At 71.9% G+C, this 20,837-nt stretch carries 18 protein-coding genes; 7 read left to right on the top strand and 11 right to left on the bottom strand.

What is annotated here, in order from left to right:
• Both Aco03nite_RS51195 and Aco03nite_RS51190 read right to left on the bottom strand, forming a co-directional pair.
• A partial coding sequence (locus Aco03nite_RS51195; RefSeq protein ID WP_203810318.1) for a hypothetical protein occupies window positions 1–366 on the bottom strand: 366 nt, incomplete at its 3' end.
• A gap of 91 nt (window positions 367–457) precedes the next feature.
• Window positions 458–4,027, bottom strand: coding sequence for an nSTAND1 domain-containing NTPase (locus Aco03nite_RS51190; RefSeq protein ID WP_203810316.1), 3,570 nt, complete (start codon window positions 4,025–4,027; stop codon window positions 458–460).
• Window positions 4,028–4,236: 209 nt separating this feature from the next.
• On the opposite strand from Aco03nite_RS51190, the gene Aco03nite_RS51185 reads away from it, so the two are divergent.
• Window positions 4,237–6,393, top strand: a complete 2,157-nt coding sequence (locus Aco03nite_RS51185; RefSeq protein ID WP_203810314.1) for a HelD family protein — start codon at window positions 4,237–4,239, stop codon at window positions 6,391–6,393.
• Between the two features lie 40 nt (window positions 6,394–6,433).
• Here Aco03nite_RS51185 and Aco03nite_RS51180 read toward each other — a convergent pair whose 3' ends face one another.
• The 7 genes from Aco03nite_RS51180 to Aco03nite_RS51150 all read right to left on the bottom strand — a co-directional run bounded on the left by Aco03nite_RS51180 (window position 6,434) and on the right by Aco03nite_RS51150 (window position 13,078).
• Window positions 6,434–7,030: a DUF4232 domain-containing protein gene (locus Aco03nite_RS51180; protein ID WP_203810312.1), complete on the bottom strand. Its 597-nt coding sequence runs from the start codon at window positions 7,028–7,030 to the stop codon at window positions 6,434–6,436.
• Window positions 7,031–7,291: 261 nt separating this feature from the next.
• Complete coding sequence (locus tag Aco03nite_RS51175) at window positions 7,292–9,802, bottom strand: FtsX-like permease family protein (RefSeq protein WP_203810310.1); 2,511 nt, start codon at window positions 9,800–9,802, stop codon at window positions 7,292–7,294.
• On the bottom strand, window positions 9,799–10,476 hold the full coding sequence (locus tag Aco03nite_RS51170) for an ABC transporter ATP-binding protein (RefSeq protein ID WP_203810308.1): 678 nt from the start codon (window positions 10,474–10,476) through the stop codon (window positions 9,799–9,801). Before Aco03nite_RS51170 ends, Aco03nite_RS51175 begins: the two co-directional genes overlap by 4 nt.
• On the bottom strand, window positions 10,473–10,877 hold the full coding sequence (locus Aco03nite_RS51165) for a hypothetical protein (RefSeq protein ID WP_203810306.1): 405 nt from the start codon (window positions 10,875–10,877) through the stop codon (window positions 10,473–10,475). Before Aco03nite_RS51165 ends, Aco03nite_RS51170 begins: the two co-directional genes overlap by 4 nt.
• An 82-nt stretch (window positions 10,878–10,959) precedes the next feature.
• Window positions 10,960–11,619 carry a response regulator gene (locus tag Aco03nite_RS51160; protein ID WP_203810303.1) on the bottom strand — a complete coding sequence of 220 codons (660 nt, stop codon included), beginning with the start codon at window positions 11,617–11,619 and terminating at the stop codon, window positions 10,960–10,962.
• Entirely contained in the window at window positions 11,616–12,746 is a 1,131-nt protein-coding gene (locus Aco03nite_RS51155) for a sensor histidine kinase (protein WP_203810301.1), read from the bottom strand. Before Aco03nite_RS51155 ends, Aco03nite_RS51160 begins: the two co-directional genes overlap by 4 nt.
• Window positions 12,743–13,078 carry a winged helix-turn-helix transcriptional regulator gene (locus Aco03nite_RS51150; RefSeq protein WP_239146135.1) on the bottom strand — a complete coding sequence of 112 codons (336 nt, stop codon included), beginning with the start codon at window positions 13,076–13,078 and terminating at the stop codon, window positions 12,743–12,745. Before Aco03nite_RS51150 ends, Aco03nite_RS51155 begins: the two co-directional genes overlap by 4 nt.
• A 69-nt stretch (window positions 13,079–13,147) precedes the next feature.
• On the opposite strand from Aco03nite_RS51150, the gene Aco03nite_RS51145 reads away from it, so the two are divergent.
• Window positions 13,148–13,969, top strand: a complete 822-nt coding sequence (locus Aco03nite_RS51145) for an NAD(P)-dependent oxidoreductase (RefSeq protein ID WP_203810299.1) — start codon at window positions 13,148–13,150, stop codon at window positions 13,967–13,969.
• Complete coding sequence (locus tag Aco03nite_RS51140) at window positions 13,966–14,835, top strand: NAD(P)-dependent oxidoreductase (RefSeq protein WP_203810297.1); 870 nt, start codon at window positions 13,966–13,968, stop codon at window positions 14,833–14,835. The genes Aco03nite_RS51145 and Aco03nite_RS51140 overlap by 4 nt, the downstream gene beginning before the upstream one ends.
• Here the strand turns inward: Aco03nite_RS51140 and aztA are convergent.
• A complete protein-coding gene (aztA, locus tag Aco03nite_RS51135; RefSeq protein WP_203810295.1) occupies window positions 14,785–15,399 on the bottom strand; it encodes a zinc ABC transporter ATP-binding protein AztA in 615 nt (204 codons plus the stop codon). The two genes, Aco03nite_RS51140 and aztA, sit on opposite strands and share 51 nt — an antisense overlap.
• A 51-nt stretch (window positions 15,400–15,450) precedes the next feature.
• Here aztA and aztB point away from each other — a divergent pair, with 51 nt between their 5' ends.
• From aztB to aztD, 4 genes are all read left to right on the top strand, one after another.
• Window positions 15,451–16,359, top strand: a complete 909-nt coding sequence (aztB, locus tag Aco03nite_RS51130; protein ID WP_203810320.1) for a zinc ABC transporter permease AztB — start codon at window positions 15,451–15,453, stop codon at window positions 16,357–16,359.
• A 32-nt stretch (window positions 16,360–16,391) separates the two neighbouring features.
• On the top strand, window positions 16,392–17,591 hold the full coding sequence (locus tag Aco03nite_RS51125) for a hypothetical protein (RefSeq protein ID WP_203810293.1): 1,200 nt from the start codon (window positions 16,392–16,394) through the stop codon (window positions 17,589–17,591).
• Window positions 17,588–18,502: a zinc ABC transporter substrate-binding protein AztC gene (gene aztC / locus Aco03nite_RS51120; protein WP_203810290.1), complete on the top strand. Its 915-nt coding sequence runs from the start codon at window positions 17,588–17,590 to the stop codon at window positions 18,500–18,502. Before Aco03nite_RS51125 ends, aztC begins: the two co-directional genes overlap by 4 nt.
• 79 nt (window positions 18,503–18,581) lie before the next feature.
• Window positions 18,582–19,757, top strand: coding sequence for a zinc metallochaperone AztD (gene aztD, locus Aco03nite_RS51115; RefSeq protein WP_239146134.1), 1,176 nt, complete (start codon window positions 18,582–18,584; stop codon window positions 19,755–19,757).
• On the opposite strand, the gene Aco03nite_RS51110 is transcribed toward aztD, so the two are convergent.
• The gene (locus Aco03nite_RS51110) at window positions 19,735–20,820 is read right to left on the bottom strand and encodes a GGDEF domain-containing protein (protein WP_203810286.1); all 1,086 of its coding nucleotides are present in this window, start codon (window positions 20,818–20,820) and stop codon (window positions 19,735–19,737) included. The two genes, aztD and Aco03nite_RS51110, sit on opposite strands and share 23 nt — an antisense overlap.
• Window positions 20,821–20,837 lie beyond the last annotated feature (17 nt).

The following is a 20,837-nucleotide window of genomic DNA, read 5'->3' as shown; positions in this document are numbered from 1 at the left end:
CACAGGATCGCACAGGAAAACTGAGACGCTGCAGGGACTGGAGCAGAACGCCTCGGCGTAGTAGTCGGAGTGGACGTTCGTCCGCCACTCGTTCGCGTTGCCCCAGATCGGGCTCGGCGGGTTGATGACGACCACGCCGTTGTTGGCGTCCGTGACCCGCAGAACCCACGATTTGTTGGTCGGCGCGCCGGTGGTGGCCAGATGGAACAGGTTCGATCCGGCGAGATCCAGCACGGGTGTGCGGCAGTAGCCGTTCGAGACCGTGCAGCTCACCTGGTTGAGCGCGAGCGCCGGATCGGCCACCACCAGGGCCGCGGCCGTGGCCACGAACGTCATGGCCGCCGCGAGGGCTGGTCTGACTCTCATCCTGTCTCCCCTTCGTCGATGGGCTTGCGGCTCCAGCGAAATCCAGGTCGGGGTTGTTCACCAGCCCGGTTCCGCGGTGAACAACGCCGGTTCAGCGGTCCGGCACGACGAACGCCTCGCGCTCCTCGGCGGTCAGCGAGCGGCTGGTGGCTGCGGCCGCCATCGCGCGGACCTCGCCGATCGGGCCGCAGACCGGGCAGCGCCAGATCCGTACCGTGCCGTCGGCGTGCGCGCTGAGCAGACGGCCGTCCGGCAGGAAACGGGCCTGCTCCACCGAGGTGGTCAGGCCGCGGACCGCGACGAGTTCCCGGCCGCTGCCGGCCTGCCAGATCCGGACCCCGTCGCCGTCCTGGCCGCTGGTGGCGATCAGCCGGCCGTCGGCGCTGAACGCCACTGTCCACACCGCGTCCCGGTGGCCGCGCATCGACACCGGTGGGCCCTGGCCGTCGCTGTTCCACACCCGGACCGCGCCGTCCTGGCCGCTGACCGCCAGCCGCCGGCCGTCGGGGCTGAAGTCGGCGGCCCACACCTGACGGCCGGCCGGCTGATCCTGGACGACGACCGGTTCGGTGCCGTCGACCGGCCACACCCGGACCGCGCCGTCGGCTCCGACGCTGGCCACCCGCTGCCCGTCCGGGCGGAACGCGACACCGCGGACCCCGTCCTCGTGCCCGTTCAGCACGATCGGCGGGCCGCCGGAGAGTGACCAGATCCGTACCGTGCCGTCCTTGCCGCCGCTGACGACCCGGCTGCCGTCGGGGGCGAGAGCGACCGCCGCGACCGAGCCGGTGTGCCCGCGCAGCGTCGCCCGTACCGCCGCGGTCGTGGTGTCCCAGACCCGGACGGTCTGGTCCCGGCCGCCGGTCGCGACCGACCGCCCGTCCGCACTGACCGTCACCGCCATGATCTCGTCCTCGTTGCCGGGCAGCCGCACCGGATCGTCGTGCCACGGCTCGCGCCAGAGCCGTACCGTGCGGTCCAGCCCGCCGGCGGCGATCAGCCGGCCGTCGGCGCTGCTCGCCACCGACCACATCGCGCCCTCGCCGTCGCGCAGCACCAGCGGGTCGGCGACCGGCCGGGCGTCCCAGAACCGGACCGTGCCGTCGGCGCTCGCGCTGGCCAGCTGGGTGCCGTCCGGGCTGAACGTGACGGTCCACACCGCGCCGTCGTGCCCGTGCATCACCACCGGATCCTGGTCGCCGGTGACACCCCAGATCCGGATCGTGTTGCTGCCGCTGTGACTGCTGGCGACCCGGCGGCCGTCGGGGCTGAACGCGACGCTCTCCACGTACGAGTCGTTGCCCTGCAGCACCACCGGCGGCATCAGCCCGTCCAGCGGCCAGATCCGGACCGTGCCGTCGGTGCCCGCGCTGGCCAGCAGCGTGCCGTCCGGGCTGAACGTGACGTCCTTGACCGTCGACTCGTGGCCGGGCAGCGATCGTGGGCTGCCGGTGCCCGACGCGTCCCAGATCAGAATCGGTCCCAGGCCGCTGACCGCCAGCTTGGTGCCGTCGGGGCTGAACGCGACACTCAACGGCGGGCCGTCCACCTTCAGGACCACCGGGCCGGCGGGGTCCGCCAGCGTCCAGATCCGCACCGTACGGTCGTCACCGGCACTGGCGATCCTTGCGCCGTCCGGGCTGAACGCCACCGCGCTGATCCGCTCGCCGTGGCCGGTCAGCCGCAGCGGGAGGCCGCCGCCCAGATTCCAGACGGTGACCACGCCGTCGAAACCGGCCGCCGCGATCCGGGTGCCGTCCGGGCTGAACACCGGGCTCTGCACCGCCTGGTCGCCGGTCGGCAGCACGGTCGGCCCCGGCTGCACCCCGTGCGCGCCGTCCCGCCGCCAGATCCGGATGGTGCCGTCGTCACCGCTGGTGCAGATCAACTTCCCATTGCGGTCGTACGCCACCCCGATGGCCTGTCCATGACCCGCCGGCAGGGTGGCCCTGACCCGGGAGTCGGCGACCGCCTGCCGGAGCATCGTCTGGGCCTCCGCGGTGGGCCGGACGTCGTACGCCTCGGCGGCGAGCAGCAACGCCACCTCCTGGTCGACGTCCAGCTGGGCGCGGGCGCTGGCCACCAGCTGGTGCGACCGGGCCAGGTCGCGTTGTTCACCGGCCCGTAGCGCCTGCGCTCCGGCGACCACGGCCAGCGTGCTGGTCAGCACCACCGCCGCGGTCAGTCCGGCGACGGTCCGGCGGGATCGGCGACGGCGGGCCGCCCGCTCGGCGTCGCGTCGTTCCCGTCCGGCGGTCAGGAACTCCCGTTCCAGGGTGTTCAGCCGGTGCAGGCTCCGGCCGTCCCATCCGGCCAGCGGGGCGCCGCGGTAGAGCGCGCCGGGATCCCGGTCGTGGGAACGCCAGATCTGGCTGGCCTCGGTCAGGCGCCGGTGCAGGGCGAGGGTCTCGCGGTCGTGGTGCAGCCAGCCGTCCAGCCGGGGCCAGGCCCGGATCAGTGCCTCGTGGGCGATCTCCACCGTGCCGTCGCCGAGGACCAGCAGCCGGGCCAGGACGGCGCCGGTGCCGGCCAGGTCCAGTTCGTCGTTCCGGACCCGGCGGCGGGTGTCCGGAACCCCGTCACCGAGCGCCACCAGTCGGGTCAGGGTCTGCCGGACCGTGTCCTGTTCGTCCTCGGTGAGGCTCTGGTGGACCGACTCGGCGGTCTTGGCGATGGCGCCGCTCATGCCGCCGGTCGTCTCGTAGCCGGCGGCGGTCAGGACGTCGCCGCGCCGCTGCCGCCACGTCTCCAGCAGGGCGTGCGAGACCAGGGGCAGGGCGCCGGGCTGGTCCTCGGCGTCGGCGATCACCCGGGTGAGCAGGGCCCGTTCGACGCTGAGGCCGGCTCGGCGGGCCGGTTCGCCGACCACCTCGCGCAGTTCGGCAGCGCTCAGCGGGCCGACCGGGACGGTGGCGCCGGCCAGCAGCCGGGCCAGTGGGGCGAACTCGGTGCAGCGCTGGAAGAAGTCGGCGCGGACCCCGATGACGATCCGCGCCGCGCCGGGTGTGCCGTTCTGGGCTCCGTTCGGCGTGGCGAGTTCGGTCAGGAACGCGGTTCGTTCGGCCGGGTCGTGGCAGAGCGTGAAGAGTTCTTCGAACTGGTCGATCACCAGGAGTGTTCCGGCTGTCAGGTTCTGCTGCCGCAGTGTCTTGCGGGGTTCGGAGCCGGGGGTGACCAGGCAGCCACCGCCGGGCCAGGCCGGGATCAGGCCGGCGCGCAGCAGTGAGGACTTGCCGCTGCCGGACGCGCCGAAGACCGCGACCAGGCGGTGCTCGTCCAGCATCTCGGTGAGCCGGGCCAGGATCTCCCGGCGGCCGAAGAACCGGTCGGCGTCGTCCTCGCCGTAGCCGATCAGGCCCAGCCAGGGCGGGTCGCCGTGGTCCTGGTGCCGGGCCGTCCACTCGGCCGAGGCCCGCTGCCAGCGGTGTTCCCAGTCGGCGCGGTCGCCGCCGCAGGCCTGGACGAACGCCAGGGTGACCGGCAGGCTGGGCAGGCGGCTGCCGCCGGCGGCGTTGGCCAGGGCGGTCATCGACCAACCGGTCCGCCCGGCCAGTTCGCGGTATCCCGGGTTGCCCGCCGCCCGGCGGAGTTCGCGCAGGTCGGCGGCGAGTCTCTGGACCGGCCCGGCGGCCGGGTCCACCTCACGTTCCGGACGTGGCATGATCCCCCCGTTTCATCCACTTACGTCTATCTAATAGGAATCCCGGGTGAGATACGAGTGCGGCCGGAATATCAAATGAATGAGAGGTCTCTCTCGTTCATGTGAATTCCGGCCACTCGGTTGTCTAGCCTTGCCGCGGTCATAATCGTCTTTCCCCGGCGCCTCGCCGCGCCATCCGGAAAATCATTCATCTTCGCGGGGGCTTTTTGATGGATTCCTCCATTACCGAGGAACAGGACTTTCTCGACGCGGCCATGGCCCGTCGTGACACGCTCGCCGCCCACCTGCGCGACGAACTGGACCACGACGCCACCGACCGGGTCGAAGTGGCCCGTCAGCGGATGCTGCGCCGGCAGTACGAAGCACTGCGCCAGGCGGGGGAGGGGCTCGTCTTCGGGCGGCTCGACGCCGTCGACGGCACCGTCCGGCACATCGGCCGGATCGGGTTGTTCAACGCACCCGCCGAGGGATCTCCCGACGCTTCCCTTGACGCTTCCCGCGACGCTTCCCGGGACGAGGACGAACCGTTGCTGGTCGACTGGCGGGCGCCGGCGGCCCGGCCCTTCTACACCGCCACCGCGATCGAGCCGCAGGGGCAGAGGCGACGGCGGCACATCCGTACCACCGGGTCGATCGTCGTCGGGGTCGATGACGAGCCCCTGGTCGGGGGCGGTTCCGACGCCTCCGGCGGTGGCGACGGTCTCGACGGCCTGGTCGGGGAGGGCGCCCTGCTCGCCGCCTTGGACGAGCGGCGGACCGGGCAGATGACCACCGCCATCTCCACGTTGCAGCACGAGCAGGACGCGATCGTCCGGGCCGACGCCACCGGGCCGTTGATCGTCCAGGGCGGGCCCGGCACCGGCAAGACCGTGGTGGCGCTGCACCGGGTCGCCTATCTGCTGTTCACCTACCGGCAGATGGCCGAGCGCGCGGTGCTGGTGCTCGGGCCGTCGGCGCGGTTCCTCGACTACATCGCCCGGGTGCTGCCCGCCCTCGGTGAGACGGCCGTCGTCGCGGCCACCTGCGACACCCTGCTGCCCGGCGTGACCGTCGGCCGTACCGCGGGACGTGCCGTCGAGGAGATCAAAGGGCGGGCGATGTGGCAGGGCGTGCTCGAACGGCGGGTGGCGGCGCTCGTTCCCGCGGCCCGGGAGCTGAAGATGCGGTGGGACGGTGACTTCTACGTCATTCCGGCCGCCGTCGTGGCGCAGGCGCTGACCTCTGCTGTTCAGGGGCGTACCTATCATCGGGCCCGTGCGGTCTTCGCCGAACAACTGCATCAGCTGTTGGCCGACACGGTCGCCGAGCAGCGGGAGAGTCTCCTCGACGAGATGGAGGAGGGGTACGAGGACATTCTCAGCCGTTTCTCCGTCGAACCGTCCGGTGCCGCCTCCCGCAGCGACCTCGACGGGCTGCTCTCCGAGGACGAGATCGACGAACTGCGCGAACGTATCGCCGGCAACGCCACCATCGCCCGTTTTGTCGAATCGGTGTGGCCGACCCTCGAACCGCAGACCCTGCTCCGGGACCTGCTGCACGATCCGGACCTGCTCGCCCGTCTCGCCCCGGAACTGACCCCTGACGAGATCACGGCCGTCGTTGCCGAGCCGGAATCGTGGTCGTCCGGGGACATCCCGCTGCTCGACGCGCTGTGGGAACTGCTCGGCGACGTCGAGGAACCCCGTCCGCAAGGCGAGTTCACCGCCGACAAGGCGCGGTCGCAGCGCGGCTGGGTGTACGGGCACGTCGTCGTCGACGAGGCCCAGGAACTGTCCGAGATGCAGTGGCGGATGGTGCTGCGCCGATGCCCCAGCCGATCGGTCACCGCCGTCGGCGACATCGACCAGACCGAAGCGGCCCACCGGCACACCACCTGGTCACAGGCGGTCCGGGCGGTCCTCGGCGACCGTTGGACGCCGGCCGAGCTGACCATCTGCTACCGGACACCGCGCGAGGTCATGGAACTCACCGGCCCGGTGCTGTTCGAAGCCGGCAGCCGCAACGCGCCACCGCGGGCCGTCCGGTCGTCCGGAGTCCTGCCGTGGCAGCTCGCGGTCACCACCGGCGAGTTGGCCGGGATCGCGGCGCAGTCGGTACAGGAACTCCAGCAACGCTGGGAGGGGGGAACGGTCGGGGTGATCGCACCCGGGTCACGTATCCCCGGTCTGCGGGCGGCCCTGGGCGACGTGCCGTTGCTGACCGCGACCCAGTCCAAGGGCCTGGAGTGGGACGCGACCCTGCTGATCGACGCCGAAGCCATCGCCGCCGAACCCCGGGGGTTCAACGCGCTCTACGTGGCCCTGACCCGCTGCACCCAGGAGCTGGGCCGCCTGACGATCACCGACCCGGACCAGCCTCCCGGCTGACCCGCGGTCACTGCGGGACGGCGTAGTGGGTGATCTACCGTCACTGCGGGACGGCGTCGCGGGTGATCTGGAACGGGCCGACCCGCAGCGCCGACATGGTGACGCCGTCCTGCTCCGCCTCCGGGATGCCGGTCGGCTCGGCGACCGAACCCGCCGACTTCGGGTCGACGATGAACTGCAGGGCCACCCCGGTGCCGCACCCGGCGCTGCCGGTGGTGCAGGAGTCCCACTCGATGCGGGACCAGGTGCTCGACTCCGGCGCCAGGTCGATCACCGAGGCCGCGGTGCCGATCATGCTGGTCGGCAGAGTGATCACGTCGCCGGGCGGGGTGACCAGGGCGACGTCGGCCCAGCCCTGCACCTGGCAGGCGGTGCTGGAGGTGTTGGTGAGCTGCAGGACCGCCGCGCGCACGTCACCTTCGCCGTCCACCCCGATCAGGGTGCCGGTCAGGTCGTCGGTGAGGCAGTCGACCGGCGCGGCGACCTCTTCGGTCGCCCCCACGACCGTCTCACCGGCGGCGGCCTCGTTGGTCCGGGGCGCGCCGACGAGCCCGATCGCGACAGCCGCGACCATCAGGGCCGGCGGGAGGGTCATCATCATGCGAGCGGCGGTGCTCCGCGGCCGGTTGCGTGTCATGCCGGTTACTCTGCCGTTCTTTTTCGTCACTTGATCCCCCGCACCTGCGGCGCGGCACGAATCCGGTACCCACCCGCCGGTGACCCGAAACGGTCACGCCCCGACCCGGGGCGAGACCGCTCGAACCCGCCCCACCGCACCAGCACGGAGGGCGCGCGCCGGCGACGCGAATCCATCATGGAGGCACGGTAGCGCCACCCTCTGACATTTTTGATCATCCTGTCGGCAACCGGTCTCGTCACGCCGGGCCGTGCCGGGTCGTCAGTCGGTGGCCAGGGCGGCCACCGGGCTCACCTTCGCCGCCCGGCGGGCCGGGAGCAGGCCGGCCAGGACGGTGATCGCGGCGATCACCAGGACGATGGTGGCCAGCCAGCCGGCCGGGAACGTCATCGGCAGGTTCAGGCGCAGGGCCGACAGGGTCAGCCAGGCCATCGGGACGCCCAGCACGATGCCCAGGATCGCGCCGACCAGGCCGTACAGGCCCGCTTCCATGCCGATCATCAGGCGCAGCCGGGACCGGGTCAGGCCCAGAGCGCGCAGCAGACCGGACTCGCGGGTGCGTTCCAGCACCGACAGGCCGGTGGTGGTGCCGACCCCGACGACCGCGATCAGGACCGTCAGACCGAGCAGGCCCAGGGCCGCGGCCAACAGGGACGACACCTCGCCGTTCGCCTTGTCCCGGGCGTCGGCCAGGACCGCCACCTCGGCGCTGGCGGGGGCCCCGAGGGCGCGGAAGGCGGCCAGGGCCTCGTCGCGGGTGCCAGCGGCGATGTCGGCCATCACCCCGGACACCGGGGTACCCAACCGGTCCAGATCGTTCCCGGCCAGGACCGCTCCGGAGCGCAACGGGCCGTCACCGGTCAGGACCGCCGCCACCCGCAGCGTGACCCGCGAGGACTTCCCTTCACCGCCTTCGGATGCCAGGGTCACCTCGTCGCCGGCTCCGGCCTGCAGATCAGCGGCGGCGGCCGAGGAGAGGACCACCGAGCCGGGAACCAGGGCCGTGACCGAGCCTTCGGACGCCTCCAGGGTGCGCAGCGCGGGCAGGGCCGTCATGTCGATCTCGATGGCGCCGTGGGAGAAGCCCGAGCCGGGAAGACTGAAGTCGGACATCCGGAACGGGGTGACGTCCCGGAACCGTGGCTCGGCCCGCAGCGTAGTGACCACCTTGCCGAACCCGTCCGGCTCCTCGGCGAACATGGCCAGGTCGGCGGGGTTGCGGGCGGCCATCTCCCGGTCGGTCCACAACTGCAGGCTGTTGATGCCGACCACGGTCCCGGCGAGCATGGTCACGCCGAGCGCCACCACCACCGACACCGCGGCGGCCCGGCGGGGCGTCCCGCCGATGCCACTGACGGCCAGCCGTCCGGTGGGCCCGAGGCGGCGCAGCGGCCAGCCCGCGACGGCGAGCACCGGCCGGATCAGCAGCGGCCCGAGCACGATCAGCGCCCCGAACCCGAGAGTGCCGACCCCGACGATGTAGAGCAGCACCTCGTTACCGGCGGTGTCCATCCGCGCGGCGGTCAGCCAGCCGAGGCCGGCGGCGGCCGCGACCAGGATCAGCCCGGCGACCAGGCGGGGCGCCGGGACACCACGTTCGGACGCGGCGGTGGTGGCGGCGCGCAGGGCCTGCAGCGGGGCGACCCCGGCGGCGGAGAACGCGGGGGCCAGCACGGCGCCGACGGTGAGCAGACCGGCGCCGATCACCACGGCGACGGCGGCCGCCACCGGGACACCGGGGCCGGTGAGGGTGTGGCCGGCGGTCGCGGCGAGCGCGGGGGCGGCCAGCCCGGCGGCCTGGGCGAGCAGGACACCGGCCGCGCCGGTGCACAGGCCGACGACGGCACCCTCGACGGCCAGGGCGAACACCAGCTGGCCGCGCTGGGCGCCGATGGTGCGCAGCAGGGCGAGCTGTTGCAGGCGCTGGGCGAAGACGATGCGGAACGTGGAGGTGGCGACCAGCGCGGCGGCGACCACGGCGATCGCCACGAACATGCCGATCAGCGCGAACAGCTGGTCGAGTTGGCGTACCGCCTCGTGGGCCTCCTTCTCCCGCATCGTGTCGCCGGTGGTGACGCTGACGTAGGCGTCCGGGTCCGTCAACAGCCGGTCGGCGAGCACGGTGGTCATCGCCATCAGGTCGGTGCCGGGCGCGGTGAGCACGTCGAGGCGGCGGAAACCCGGCTCGCCGCTGATGCCGGCGACCACCGAGTCCGGTGCCCAGGCGCGCTCGGCGGCGTCTTGCGGGCCGTCGACGACACCGGTGACGGTCACCGTGACCGGGCGGACGGCGGGGTCGCCGGTGTGCAGGCGCAGTTTGCTGCCGGCCGTGACACCGAGCCGTCCGGCGGCCCGCCGGTCGACCGCGATCTGCCGGGCGGCGGCCGGGTAGGCGCCGGAGACCAGGGTGATCCGCGACAGCGGGCCGGTGCCGGGGTCGGCGAGCACCTCGAGTTCGTTGCCGGACGACTTCTCGCCGACGCTGAATCCGACGGTGGCCCGGCCGGAGACCTGGGTGACGCCGTCGGCCGTACGGATCTCGGCGATCTGCGCCGGGCTCAGCGGGTAGCCGCCCTCGGCGAGCGCGACCAGGCTCACGCCGGGCGGGGTCTCGCTGAACGTGTCCAGGGTGGTCCGGGTGACGATCTCGTGGGCGAGCACGGTGCCGAACACGACGAACGCCGCGACCAGCACCGACAGGCCGGTCATCAGCAGCCGGCCGGGGCGGCGCAGGACCCCGCTGAGCTGGGTGCGCAGCACGCTGGCGTTCATCGGCCGGTGTCCCGGACGAGGCGGCCGTCGGCCAGGACCAGGACCCGGTCGGCGTACGCCGCGGCGGTCTGGTCGTGGGTGACCATCACGACCGTCTGGCCGAGCCGGTGCACCGAGTCGCGCAGGAAGCTGAGGACCTCCGCGCCGGAGCGGGAGTCCAGGTTGCCGGTGGGCTCGTCGGCGAAGACCACCTCGGGGCGGGTGCTCAGGGCCCGGGCCAGGGCGACCCGCTGCTGCTGGCCGCCGGACAGCTCGGACGGGCGGTGCTCGAGGCGGTCGCCGATGCCGAGGATGCCGACGACCTGGTCGAGCAGTTGCGGGTCGGGGGTGCGGCCGGCCAGCTCGGCGGGGAGCGTGATGTTCTGCCGGGCGGTCAGCTGGGGGAGCAGGTTGAACGACTGGAAGACGAACCCGACCCGGTCGCGGCGGACCGTGGTCAGCGCCCGGTCGGACAGGCCGGTGATCTCGGTGCCGCCGATGGTGATGCTGCCGCTGGTCACGGTGTCCAGACCGGCCAGGCAGTGCATGAACGTCGACTTGCCGGAGCCGGACGGGCCCATGATGGCGGTGAACCGGCCCCGGTCGAAGGTGGCCGAGATCCCGTCGACGGCGCGGACCGACCGGTCGCCGGCGCCGTACGTCTTGACCAGGTCGGTCGCGATGACGGCGCTCATCCGAGCACGATCTTCGGCAGCTTCAGGTCGACACCGCTGTCGTCGCAGTGCCCGATCGCCAGCTCGGTGATCTCGTCCAGCTCGCCCTCGGCCGGACGCTCCGGCGCACCGGTGGCCTGGACCCGCTTCCACCTGACGTAGCGCCCGACCTCGGTGCTGATGCCGTCGTCCTCGAACCGGGCGTAGCGGATCTGGCGGATCTCCTTCTCCCACTTGTCCGCCTCGGTGGCGTTCGTGGGCGGGGTCTGCGCCTTGTCGATCAGCTCCTGGGCCAGCTTGCAGTCGGCGGCCGAGGCGCTGGTCGGGCCGAACCGCTTGTCCCACAGGTAGTTGACGCCGAAGGCGACGCTGGCCAGCACCACCACGGTGAGGATCGCGAAGGAGACGAGTCTGATGTTCACGGGTTCGATTCTTCGCCGCCGTGGACCCGCCCCGCATCGACGCCGGGAATGATCTGCGCGGGGCCGGTGTCCGACCCTGGTACTACGTCCCCGGTTTGACCAGGCCGATCTCGTACGCGAAGACCACCGCGTGCACCCGGTCGCGTAGCTCCAGTTTGGCGAGGATGCGCCCGAAATGCGTCTTGACGGTGGATTCGGCGACGTGCAACCGCCCGGCGATCTCCGCGTTCGACAGCCCGGCCGCGACCAGTTCGAGGACCTCGCGCTCCCGGTCGGTCAGCTCGGACAACCGCCCGTCGGCCCGCCCCGGCAGGGTGAGCTGCCCGGCGAACCGGTCCAGCAGCGCCCGGGTGACCCGCGGCGCGACCACCGACTCACCGGCCGCCACCGTCCGGATCGCCTCCAGCAGCTGCTCCGGCGGCGAGTTCTTCAGCAGGAACGCGCTGGCCCCGGCCTGCAGCGCGGCGAACGCGTCCTGGTCGGTGTCGAACGTGGTGAGCACCAGCACCCGGGGCCCGTCCGCCTCGGCGCAGATCCGGCGGGTGGCCTCGACGCCGTCCATCACCGGCATCCGGATGTCCATCACCACCACGTCGGCCTGCGTGCGGCCGAGCAGGGCCAGAGCCGCGGCGCCGTCACCGGCCTCGCCGACCACCGTCATGTCCGGCTGGGCGGACAGCACCATCACGAACCCGGCCCGGACCAGTTCCTGATCGTCGACGAGCAGCACCCTGATGGTCACAGCGGGATCATGGCACGAACCGTCCACCCGGATCCCGGGCGGGGCCCGGCGGAGAACTCCCCACCGTGCACGGCCACCCGCTCGCTCATTCCGCTCAGCCCGTTCCCACCGCCGGTGGCCGTGGTCGCCGCGCCGGCCCCGTCGTCACCGACCTCCAGCAGCACCCGGTCGTCGCGCAGATTGAGGTCGACGGTGACCTTGGTGCCGGTCCCGGCGTGCCGCAGCACGTTGGTCAGCGACTCCTGCACGATCCGGAACACCGTCACCTGCACCGCAGCCGGCACCCGCCCGGTATCCCCGTGCACCGTCAGGTCGACACCGAGCCCCGCGGCCCGGGCGCCCTCGACCACGCTGTCCAGATGGTCGATCCCGATCTGCCGCCGGTCGTCGCCGGTTTCGTCGCCGGAGCCGCGCAGCACCGCCACGATCCGGTGCATGTCGGCCAGCGCCTCCCGCCCGGTGCCGGCGACGGTGCGCATCGCCTCCCTGGCCCGTTCGGCGTCGGTGCCGACCACGTAGGAGGCGCCGTCGGCCTGCGCGATCATCACCGCCAGGCTGTGCGCGACCACGTCGTGCAGCTCCCGGGCGATGAACGCCCGCTCGTCGGCGGCGGCCAGCCGGGCCAGATGGTCACGTTCCCGTTCGGCGGTCACCACCCGTTCGCGATTGCCGCGCATCACGAACGCGACGAGCCACACCGTGCCGCACGCGCCCAGGGCGGCGCCGCTGTCGGCGAGGTACGGGTAGTCGAACGGCGAACCGGGCCAGCTCCGGTCGATCTGCCGCAGGGTGCTGATCACGACGGCGGACGCCACCACGGCCAGCGACAGGTAGCCGGGCAGGACCGACCGGGCGTGCGTGACGACCGCGGCCATGGCCACCAGCACTGCCAGGTCGTACCCGGCCGGAACCGCCGCGGCGACGACGACCTGGAGCAGGCCGAGGGCCGTGACCGCCGCGAACACCCGGACCGGTGCGAAGCGCCGGGCGATCAGGCAGGCCGCCATCGCGAGACCGATCCCGGCGTCCCATGCCGACTCGGTGGTGTACTGCAGCGCGATCGTCGCCACCGCCGTGACGATGATCAGATCCCAGACCACCTTCAGCCGGGGCGTCCACTCGGTCACGCCGGTTCCGCCAGCCGCCGCAGCCGCTGCTGCCCCCACACGCCGACCGCGCGCAGTGCCTCGTTGAGGCTCCGGCCGCTGTCGGTCAGCGAGTACTCCACCCGGGGCGGGACCTGGTCGAACACCTCGCGGCGGACCAGGTCGTCCTCCTCCATCTCGCGCAGGTGCTGGGCCAGCATCTTCTCGCTGACCCCGGGCAGCCCGCGGCGCAGCTCACCGAACCGGCGGGCGCCGTGGTGGTGCAGCTCCCAGAGGATCAACGACTTCCACTTGCCGGAGACGACGTCCATCGCCGCGTCGATCCCGCAGACGTACGGCCCGCGCCTGCCCATCGGAGCCCCCCATACTTACTATTTAGTGCGTACTTGTCCGCCTCGACGCTACGCACCGACGATGAACCCATGTCTACCAGCGTCACCGTTCTGGGACGGGGAGCGATGGGTTCCGCCCTGGCCGCCCGACTCCCGGACCCCGTCCAGTGGAACCGTAACCGCGGCGTCACCCTGACCGCGGCCCTGAGCCGCGCGACCGGCCCGATCGTCGTCTGCCTGTTCGACCACCACTCCGTCCACGACGTCCTCGACCCGGTCGCCGCCGATCTCGCCGGCCGCCCGGTGATCAACCTGACCACCACGACGCCCGCCGAATCCCGCGAACTCGCCGGATGGGCCGCCGGGCACGGCATCCCGTTCCTGGACGGGGCGATCCTCGCCGTACCGGAAATGATCGGTGGGCCCGGCTCGTCGATCTTCTACAGCGGCGAGCAGTCCGTTTTCGATTCCCAGCGGGACCTGCTCGACCGTTGGGGTGAGAGCGTCTTCCTCGGCGCCTCCGCCGGGCGGGCCGCGCTGTTCGACATGGCCATGCTGACCGGCATGTACACCATGTTCGGCGGCTTCCTGCACGGTGCCGCGATGCTCGCCGCCGAGGGGGTGCCGGTGACCGAGTTCGCCCGCCGGCAGGTGCCGTTCCTGGCCGCGATGACCGGCGGCCTGACCGATTACGCCACCACCGTCGACAACCGCGACTACGCCGGCGCCGGGCAGCAGAGCCTGCGTTTCACCGGAACCGCCCTGGCCGCGCTGCTGCGGGCCACCACCGAGCAGGGTGTCCCGCCCGGCCTGCTGCAACCGGTGCACGACCTGGTTGCCCGGCAGATCGAAGCCGGACACGGTGACCTGGGCACCGCCCGGATCTTCGAAGAGCTGAGGAGTGCCCGATGACACCCGTCACGGTGATCGGTCTCGGACCGATGGGACAGGCCATGGCCGGCGCCCTGCTGCGGGCCGGGCATCCGGTCACGGTCTGGAACCGCACGCCCGGGCGGGCCGATGAGCTGGTGCGCGCCGGCGCCGTGCGGGCCGGCACCGTGGCCGCGGCGATCGCCGCGAGCCCGCTGACCATCCTCAGCCTGACCGACTACCAGGTGATGTACGACATCGTCCCGCCGGACGCGCTGTCCGGCCGGGACCTGGTCAATCTCAGTTCGGACACGCCGGACGCCGCGCGGGACGCGGCCGGGTGGGCCGCCGGTCACGGTGGGCGGTTCCTGACCGGTGGTGTGATGGTTCCGGCCCCGATGATCGACACCCCGGCGGCGTACGCCTACTACAGCGGCCCGCCCGAGGTGTTCGCCGCGCACGAGCCGGTGCTCCGCCTGATCGGCGAGCCCCGTCACCTCGGCGCCGACCCGGGGCTGGCGCAGCTGTTCTACCAGGCGAACCTGGAGGTGTTCCTGACCACGCTGTCGTCGCTGCTGCACGCCACCGCCCTGGTCACCGCGTCCGGCGTGCCCGCGCGTGAGTTCCTGCCGGACGTGATGCGGCTGCTCACCGGCATCCCGGCGATGGTCGGCGACGGTGCCGAGCTGGCCGCCGCGCTGGAGGCCGGCAAGCATCCGGGCGATCTCAGCACGGTGACGATGATGGGGGCCACGGCTGATCACATCCTGCGTACGACCGACAGCCTCGGCATCGACCGGGAGCTGCCGGCGGCGGTGCGGTCGCACTATCAGCGGGCGATCGAAGCCGGTCACGGCTCATCGAACTGGACCGCGCTGTTCGAGGTGATGCCGGGCGTCCGCCAGTGACGTCTCCTCGTCGTCGTGACTGGCGACGATCAGTGCCGCGCCGGACCGGACCCGCTCGGTGAGTAGCTCGTGGACCCGGCGGCGGCTGTCGGTGTCCAGGGCGGCGGTCGGCTCGTCGAGCAGGTAGACCGCCGCCTCCTGGACGAACGTCTGCGCGATCAGGGTGCGCTGCCGCTGGCCACCGGAGAGTTCCCGCAGCCGCCGCCGGGCCAGGTGCGCGATCTCCAGCCGTTCCATGATCTCGGTCACCGCGTTCCGGTCCGCCCGGCGGGGCCAGCGGCCGGGGTGGAACCGTCCGATCCGGACGCATTCGGCGACGGTGAGCGGCAGCGCGTCGATGTCGGCGGTGCGCTGGGGGAGCAGCGCCACCCGGACGCCCGGGTCGCGGCGCACGGTGCCCTCGGCGGGCTGCTCCACCCCGGCCAGCAGGTGCAGCAGGGTGCTCTTGCCGGAGCCGTTCGGACCGGTCACGGCCAGCATCGACGCGGGTTCGGCCCGCAGGTTGACGTCGTGCAGCACGGGGTTCCCGGCATATCGGAAACCCAGGTGTGAGGCGGTCAGCATCGGAACCCCTTAGTGGTAATGATTTTCATGGCCACTATATTCGACCCGGTGATGACCACCCTTGCCGAGCCGTTCACCGTCTCCTTCGTCCAGCGCGCCCTGCTCGGCGGCGTACTCCTGGCCGCCGTCTGCGCGCTGACCGGGGTGTGGGTGATCGCCCGCGGGATGACGTTCCTCGGCGAGGCGATGAGCCACGGCATGCTGCCCGGCGTCGCCATCGCGTCGATCCTCGGCGGCAGCCCGGTCATCGGCGCCGCGGTCAGCGCGTTCGCCATGGCCGCCGGGGTCGGCGCGCTGCGCAACAACCGCGAATTCGGCCGGGACACCGGCATCGGCCTGCTCTTCGTCGGCATGCTCTCGGTCGGCGTGATCGTCGTCTCGCACTCGCGGTCGTTCGCCACCGACCTGACCGCGTTCCTCTTCGGCGACGTCCTCGCCATCCGCGCCGCCGACCTGTGGCTCCTCGCCGGGGCGGGCGCCCTGGTGGCGGTCGTCGCCGCGGTCTTCCACCGGCCGTTCCTGGCGCTGACGTTCGACCCGCGCAAGGCCCGCACCCTCGGACTGCGGCCGGAACTCGCCAACCTCGTCATGATGGGCCTGCTCACGGTCACCATGGCGGTCGCGTTCAGCGTCGTCGGCACGCTGCTCGCCTTCGGCATGCTGATCGCCCCGTCCGCGGCCGCGATGCTCGTCGCCCGGCGGCTGCCCGCGGTGATGCTGACCGCGTTCCTGATCGGCGCCGCCGCCACCACGCTCGGCCTGTGGATCTCCTGGTACGCGGCGACCGCCGCCGGAGCCACCATCGCCGCGGTCGCCGTTCTGATCTTCTTCACGATCCTGGCCGTCCGCGCAGCGATCCTGGCCACCCGCGGAGCCTTCCCCGCCACCAGCGAATCCTTGCCCGCCGCGCCCCAAGCCTCCGCCTCCGACCTCCGGGCCGAGGCGGACACCAAGCCGTGAACCACCACGCCATCAGAACTGGGAGGGCATTTGTGAGCAGGAAACTCATCATCGGTACGACCCTCGGGGTGGCGCTTCTCGCGTCGGCCTGCGGGACACCCGAGGAACCCGCCGAACCACCGCACGGGTACGTGGCGGGAGCCGCGGAAGCGAGCGAGGCACAGTCGGCGATCGCCTACGCGGCCCGCGGATCACGCCGGCTGCACCTGATCGACCTCGCCACCGAGCAGGAGAAACAGGTCGGCCTGACGATCGGCGCCGGCGAACTCGTCGAGGACGGCAGGTTCGTCTACGTCAAGGACGGCGACCGGACCCTGGAGATCGTCGACTCCGGGGTGTGGACGGTGGACCACACCGATCACGTGCACTACTACCGGGCGGAGGCCAGAACCCTCGGCACGGTCGTTTTCGATCAGCCGGTGACCACGGTCGCCGGGAACGGGGCGCACACCACGGTCGGTACCGCCGACGGCCGGATCCGGGTCTTCGACCGCCGCGAGATGGAGGAGGGCCGGATCACCGAGCTGGCCACCATCGACTCGGGCAGTGCCACGGCGCTGGCGGTGCCGTACGCCGAAGGGCTGCTGGTAGCCGTAGGCGATGATCGAAATCGGCCGGCGACCCGCATCGTGACGATGAGCCCGGACGGCACGGAGACCGGCGCCCTCCAGGCACAGTGCGACGCCCCACAGGGCTGGGCGGTCCTGCGCGGCGGTGCGGTGATCAACTGCACGGATGCGCCGGTACGCATCAAGCAGGTCGACGGCAAACTCGCGACCCAGCCCCTGAGCCCACCCGAAGGGTCGGCCGGGGGAGGGGCCGTGACGGGCGCAGCGGCATCGGCCGCAGAGTTCGGGTATCGCCCTCGCAGCAACGAGGCGGCTCTGCTCGACGAGGCCGGCATCCGGTCGGTGAACGCCTCCAAGGCCACCATCCGTCACCTGCCGGTGAGTGACCGCGACCTGATCGCTGTCGCGTCGCCGGCGGACACCCGCACCGCCCTCGCGCTCGACGCCACCGGCACGCTGATCAGTTTCAGCCTGGAGGACGGCAAGACGATCGCCGAGCGGCCTCTGCGGGCGACCACCCTGACGCTGGACATCAGCCGCGCCTACCTGGCCGAACCGGCCACGAAGGTGATTCACGAGATCGACTACGCCGACGGCTTGCGCCCGGCCCGCACGCTGCGCGCCGCCGAACAGCCCGACCTCGTGGTGGAGGTCGGCCGATGAGAACCGGACGGATGCTCGCGGCGGTGGGCGCGGTCGTCGCCGTGATGACCGGCGGTGTCGCCTGTGCGGCCGAGGACCGGGCGAAGATCGTGGTGACGACCAACATTCTCGGCGACGTGGTCCGGGAGATCACCGGGGATCAGGCCGGCGTCACCGTGCTGATGAAACCGAACGCCGACCCGCACTCGTTCGCGATCTCGGCCCGGGAAGCGCACACCATGCAGACCGCGGACCTGATCGTCTACAACGGCCTCGGTCTGGAGGAGGGCGTGCTGCGGCACGTCGAATCCGCGGTCGCCGAGGGTGTGCACGCCGTGGAGGTGGGCGCGCAGGCCGAGCCGATGGAGTACCGGGACGGTGACGCCGCCGGCATGCCCGATCCGCACTTCTGGACCGACCCGGTACGGATGGCCACCGCCGTCGACCTGCTCACCGAGCAGATCGTCACGCACGTGAGCGGCGTGGACGCGACTGTCGTGCGGGACCGTGCGGCGGCGTACCGCAAGCAATTGGCAGAACTCGACGCGGACCTGGCCGCGCGTTTCGGCCGGCTGCCCGCGGAACGTCGCGTGCTCGTCACCAACCACCATGTCTTCGGCTATCTGGCCGCCCGCTACGACTTCACCGTGGTCGGCGCGATCCTGCCGAGCGGCACCACCCTGGCGTCGCCGAGCTCCTCCGACCTGGCGTCGCTGGTGTCCGCGATCGAACAGCACCGGGTGCCGGCGATCTTCGCGGACACCGCGCAACCGGCCCGGCTGGCCGAGGTTCTCGCCGCCGAGGCCGGGCTGACCGTGCGGGTGGTCGGCCTCTACTCGGAGTCGCTGAGCGATGTGGACGGTGACGCGGCGAGTTACCTGGCCATGATGCGGTTCAACGCCGACGCGATCGTCGGCGGACTGTCCGCCTGACCCCCGCTCCACCCGGTACCGGCACCCGTCTGTATCGTTGTTGAAAATGATTTCCATTACCAGATTTGGGGAGACTTCTGTGAACCGACGTGGGATAGCACTGGTGGCGGCCGCCTCACTGGCCCTGGCCGCCTGCGGCAACGAGGCGGCGACGACCGCTGCCGGCCCGGCCGCCTCGACGGGGCCCGCGGTCAAGGAGCCGATCGCGATCACCTACGACGGCGGCATCCTGGTCCTCGACGGCGAGACCATGAAGGTGGCCCGCACCATCGCGCTCGCCGGGTTCAACCGGGTCAACCCGGCCGGCGACGACAGCCACGTCTTCGTCTCCACCGAGGCCGGCTTCCAGGTCCTCGACGCGGTGGCCGGCGAGATGACCGACATCACCTGGCCCGGCGCCAAGCCCGGCCACGTGGTCCGGCACCACGACAAGACCATCCTGTTCACCGACGGCACCGGCGAGGTGGTCAGCTTCGACCCGAAGGACCTGGCCGGCGGCAAACCGCAGGGGCGGCAGTACAAGACCGCCGTGCCGCACCACGGTGTCGCGGTCGAACTCCCGGACGGCACCATGGTCGTCACCGTCGGCACCGCGGAGTCCCGCTCCGGCGCGCTCGCGCTCGACAAGGACGGTAAGGAGATCGCCCGCAACGAGGACTGCCCCGGCGTGCACGGCGAGGCCGTCGCCCAGGGCGAGGTGGTGGCGCTCGGCTGCGAGGACGGGGTGCTGCTGTTCAAGAACGGCGCGTTCACGAAGGTGGACAGCGGCCGCGAGTACAGCCGGATCGGCAACCAGGCGGGCAGTGACGTCTCCCCGGTCCTGCTCGGCGACTTCAAGATCGAACCGGATGCCGAGCTGGAGCGGCCGGAGAACTTCTCCCTGATCGACACCGCCACCGACAAGATCACCGTGGTGCCGATGCCGGAGGGCGTCACCTACACGTTCCGGTCGCTGAACCGGGGCCCGAAGGGCGAGGCCCTGATTCTCGGTACGGACGGCAAGCTGCACGTCGCCGACCCGGCCACCGCGAAGATCACCGCCTCCTGGCCGGTCGTCGCCCCGTGGACCGAGCCGCTCGACTGGCAGCAGCCCCGCCCGGCCCTGTTCGTCCGCGGCGACGACGCCTACATCACCGAGCCGGCCGCCAAGAAGGTCCACCAGCTCGACCTGACCACCGGCAAGATCGTCACCTCCACCACCCTGGACGCGATCCCGAACGAGATCAGCGGCGTCATCGCGTCGCCCGCTTCTTGATGTCGTACATCGCGGTGTCGGCTCGGTGCAGGAGGTCGTCGATCGACTCGTCGCCGGGCTCGGTGAGGGCCACGCCGATGCTGGCGCTCGGCTGGACCACCGTGCCGTCCAGGTCGATCGGTACCGCCATGGCCGAGCGGATGCGCTGGACCACCGCCTGGGCGTGACCGGGATCGGTCAGGTCCGGCAGGATGACGGCGAACTCGTCGCCACCCAGCCGGACCACCAGGTCGGAGCCGAGCACACAGCGGAGCAGCAGCCGGGCGAAACCGATCAGCAGCAGGTCCCCGGCGTGATGACCGAACTCGTCGTTGATCTTCTTGAAGCCGTTCATGTCGATCACCAGGACGGCGACGAGGGTGTCGTTGCGCTGGGACCGGGCCAGCGCCCGGGGCGCCGACTCGTACATCCGGACCCGGTTGGCCAGCCCGGTCAGCTGGTCGGTCATCGCCATCCGCTGGTTCTCCCGGGCGGCGACCATCTGCCGGGCGAACACCAGGGTGGCGATCAGGAACGTGCCGGCGATCAGGCCGCTGGCCGGGTACGGATGGTCGACGCCGACGGTGGCCATCAGCAGCACGTACCCGGGGATCACCGCGAGATACGGCCACCGCGGCGGCGCCGTCGCCCGGCGCGGGAACCCGGGCCGGGGCCGTCGTGACTGCCACACCTGCAGGCAGGGGGCGAGCGCCAGCATCACCAGGCCGGCCGCCCACAGGGTGGCCTGGTCCGGTGACGGCCACAGCGAACCACCGTGGTTGATCACGTACGCCCGCCTGGTGTCGCCCATCAGGATCAGCACGATCGCCGCGATCAGGGCGGTCAGCGGCACCCGGGCCACCGCCGACTCGGCGCCCTGGATCAGCACCACACTGATCCCGAACAGCATCAGCGCGTCCAGCAGCGGATGCACGATGCTCGGGGTCAGCTCCCGCCAGCTGGACGTGGCGGCCTCGGCCAGGATCGGGCTGAGCACCAGGAACCACAGCACCATCGCCGCGCCGACCATCACCACCGCGGCGTCCAGCCAGATCTTGGCGCGTTCGGTGCGGGAGGCCGGCATCCGGGCGAAGGCCTAGA

Origin of the sequence: Actinoplanes couchii, from assembly GCF_016862075.1 — a bacterium.
Taxonomy (GTDB): Bacteria; Actinomycetota; Actinomycetes; order Mycobacteriales; family Micromonosporaceae; genus Actinoplanes; species Actinoplanes couchii.
This window is presented reverse-complemented; position numbering and strand designations above follow the sequence as displayed.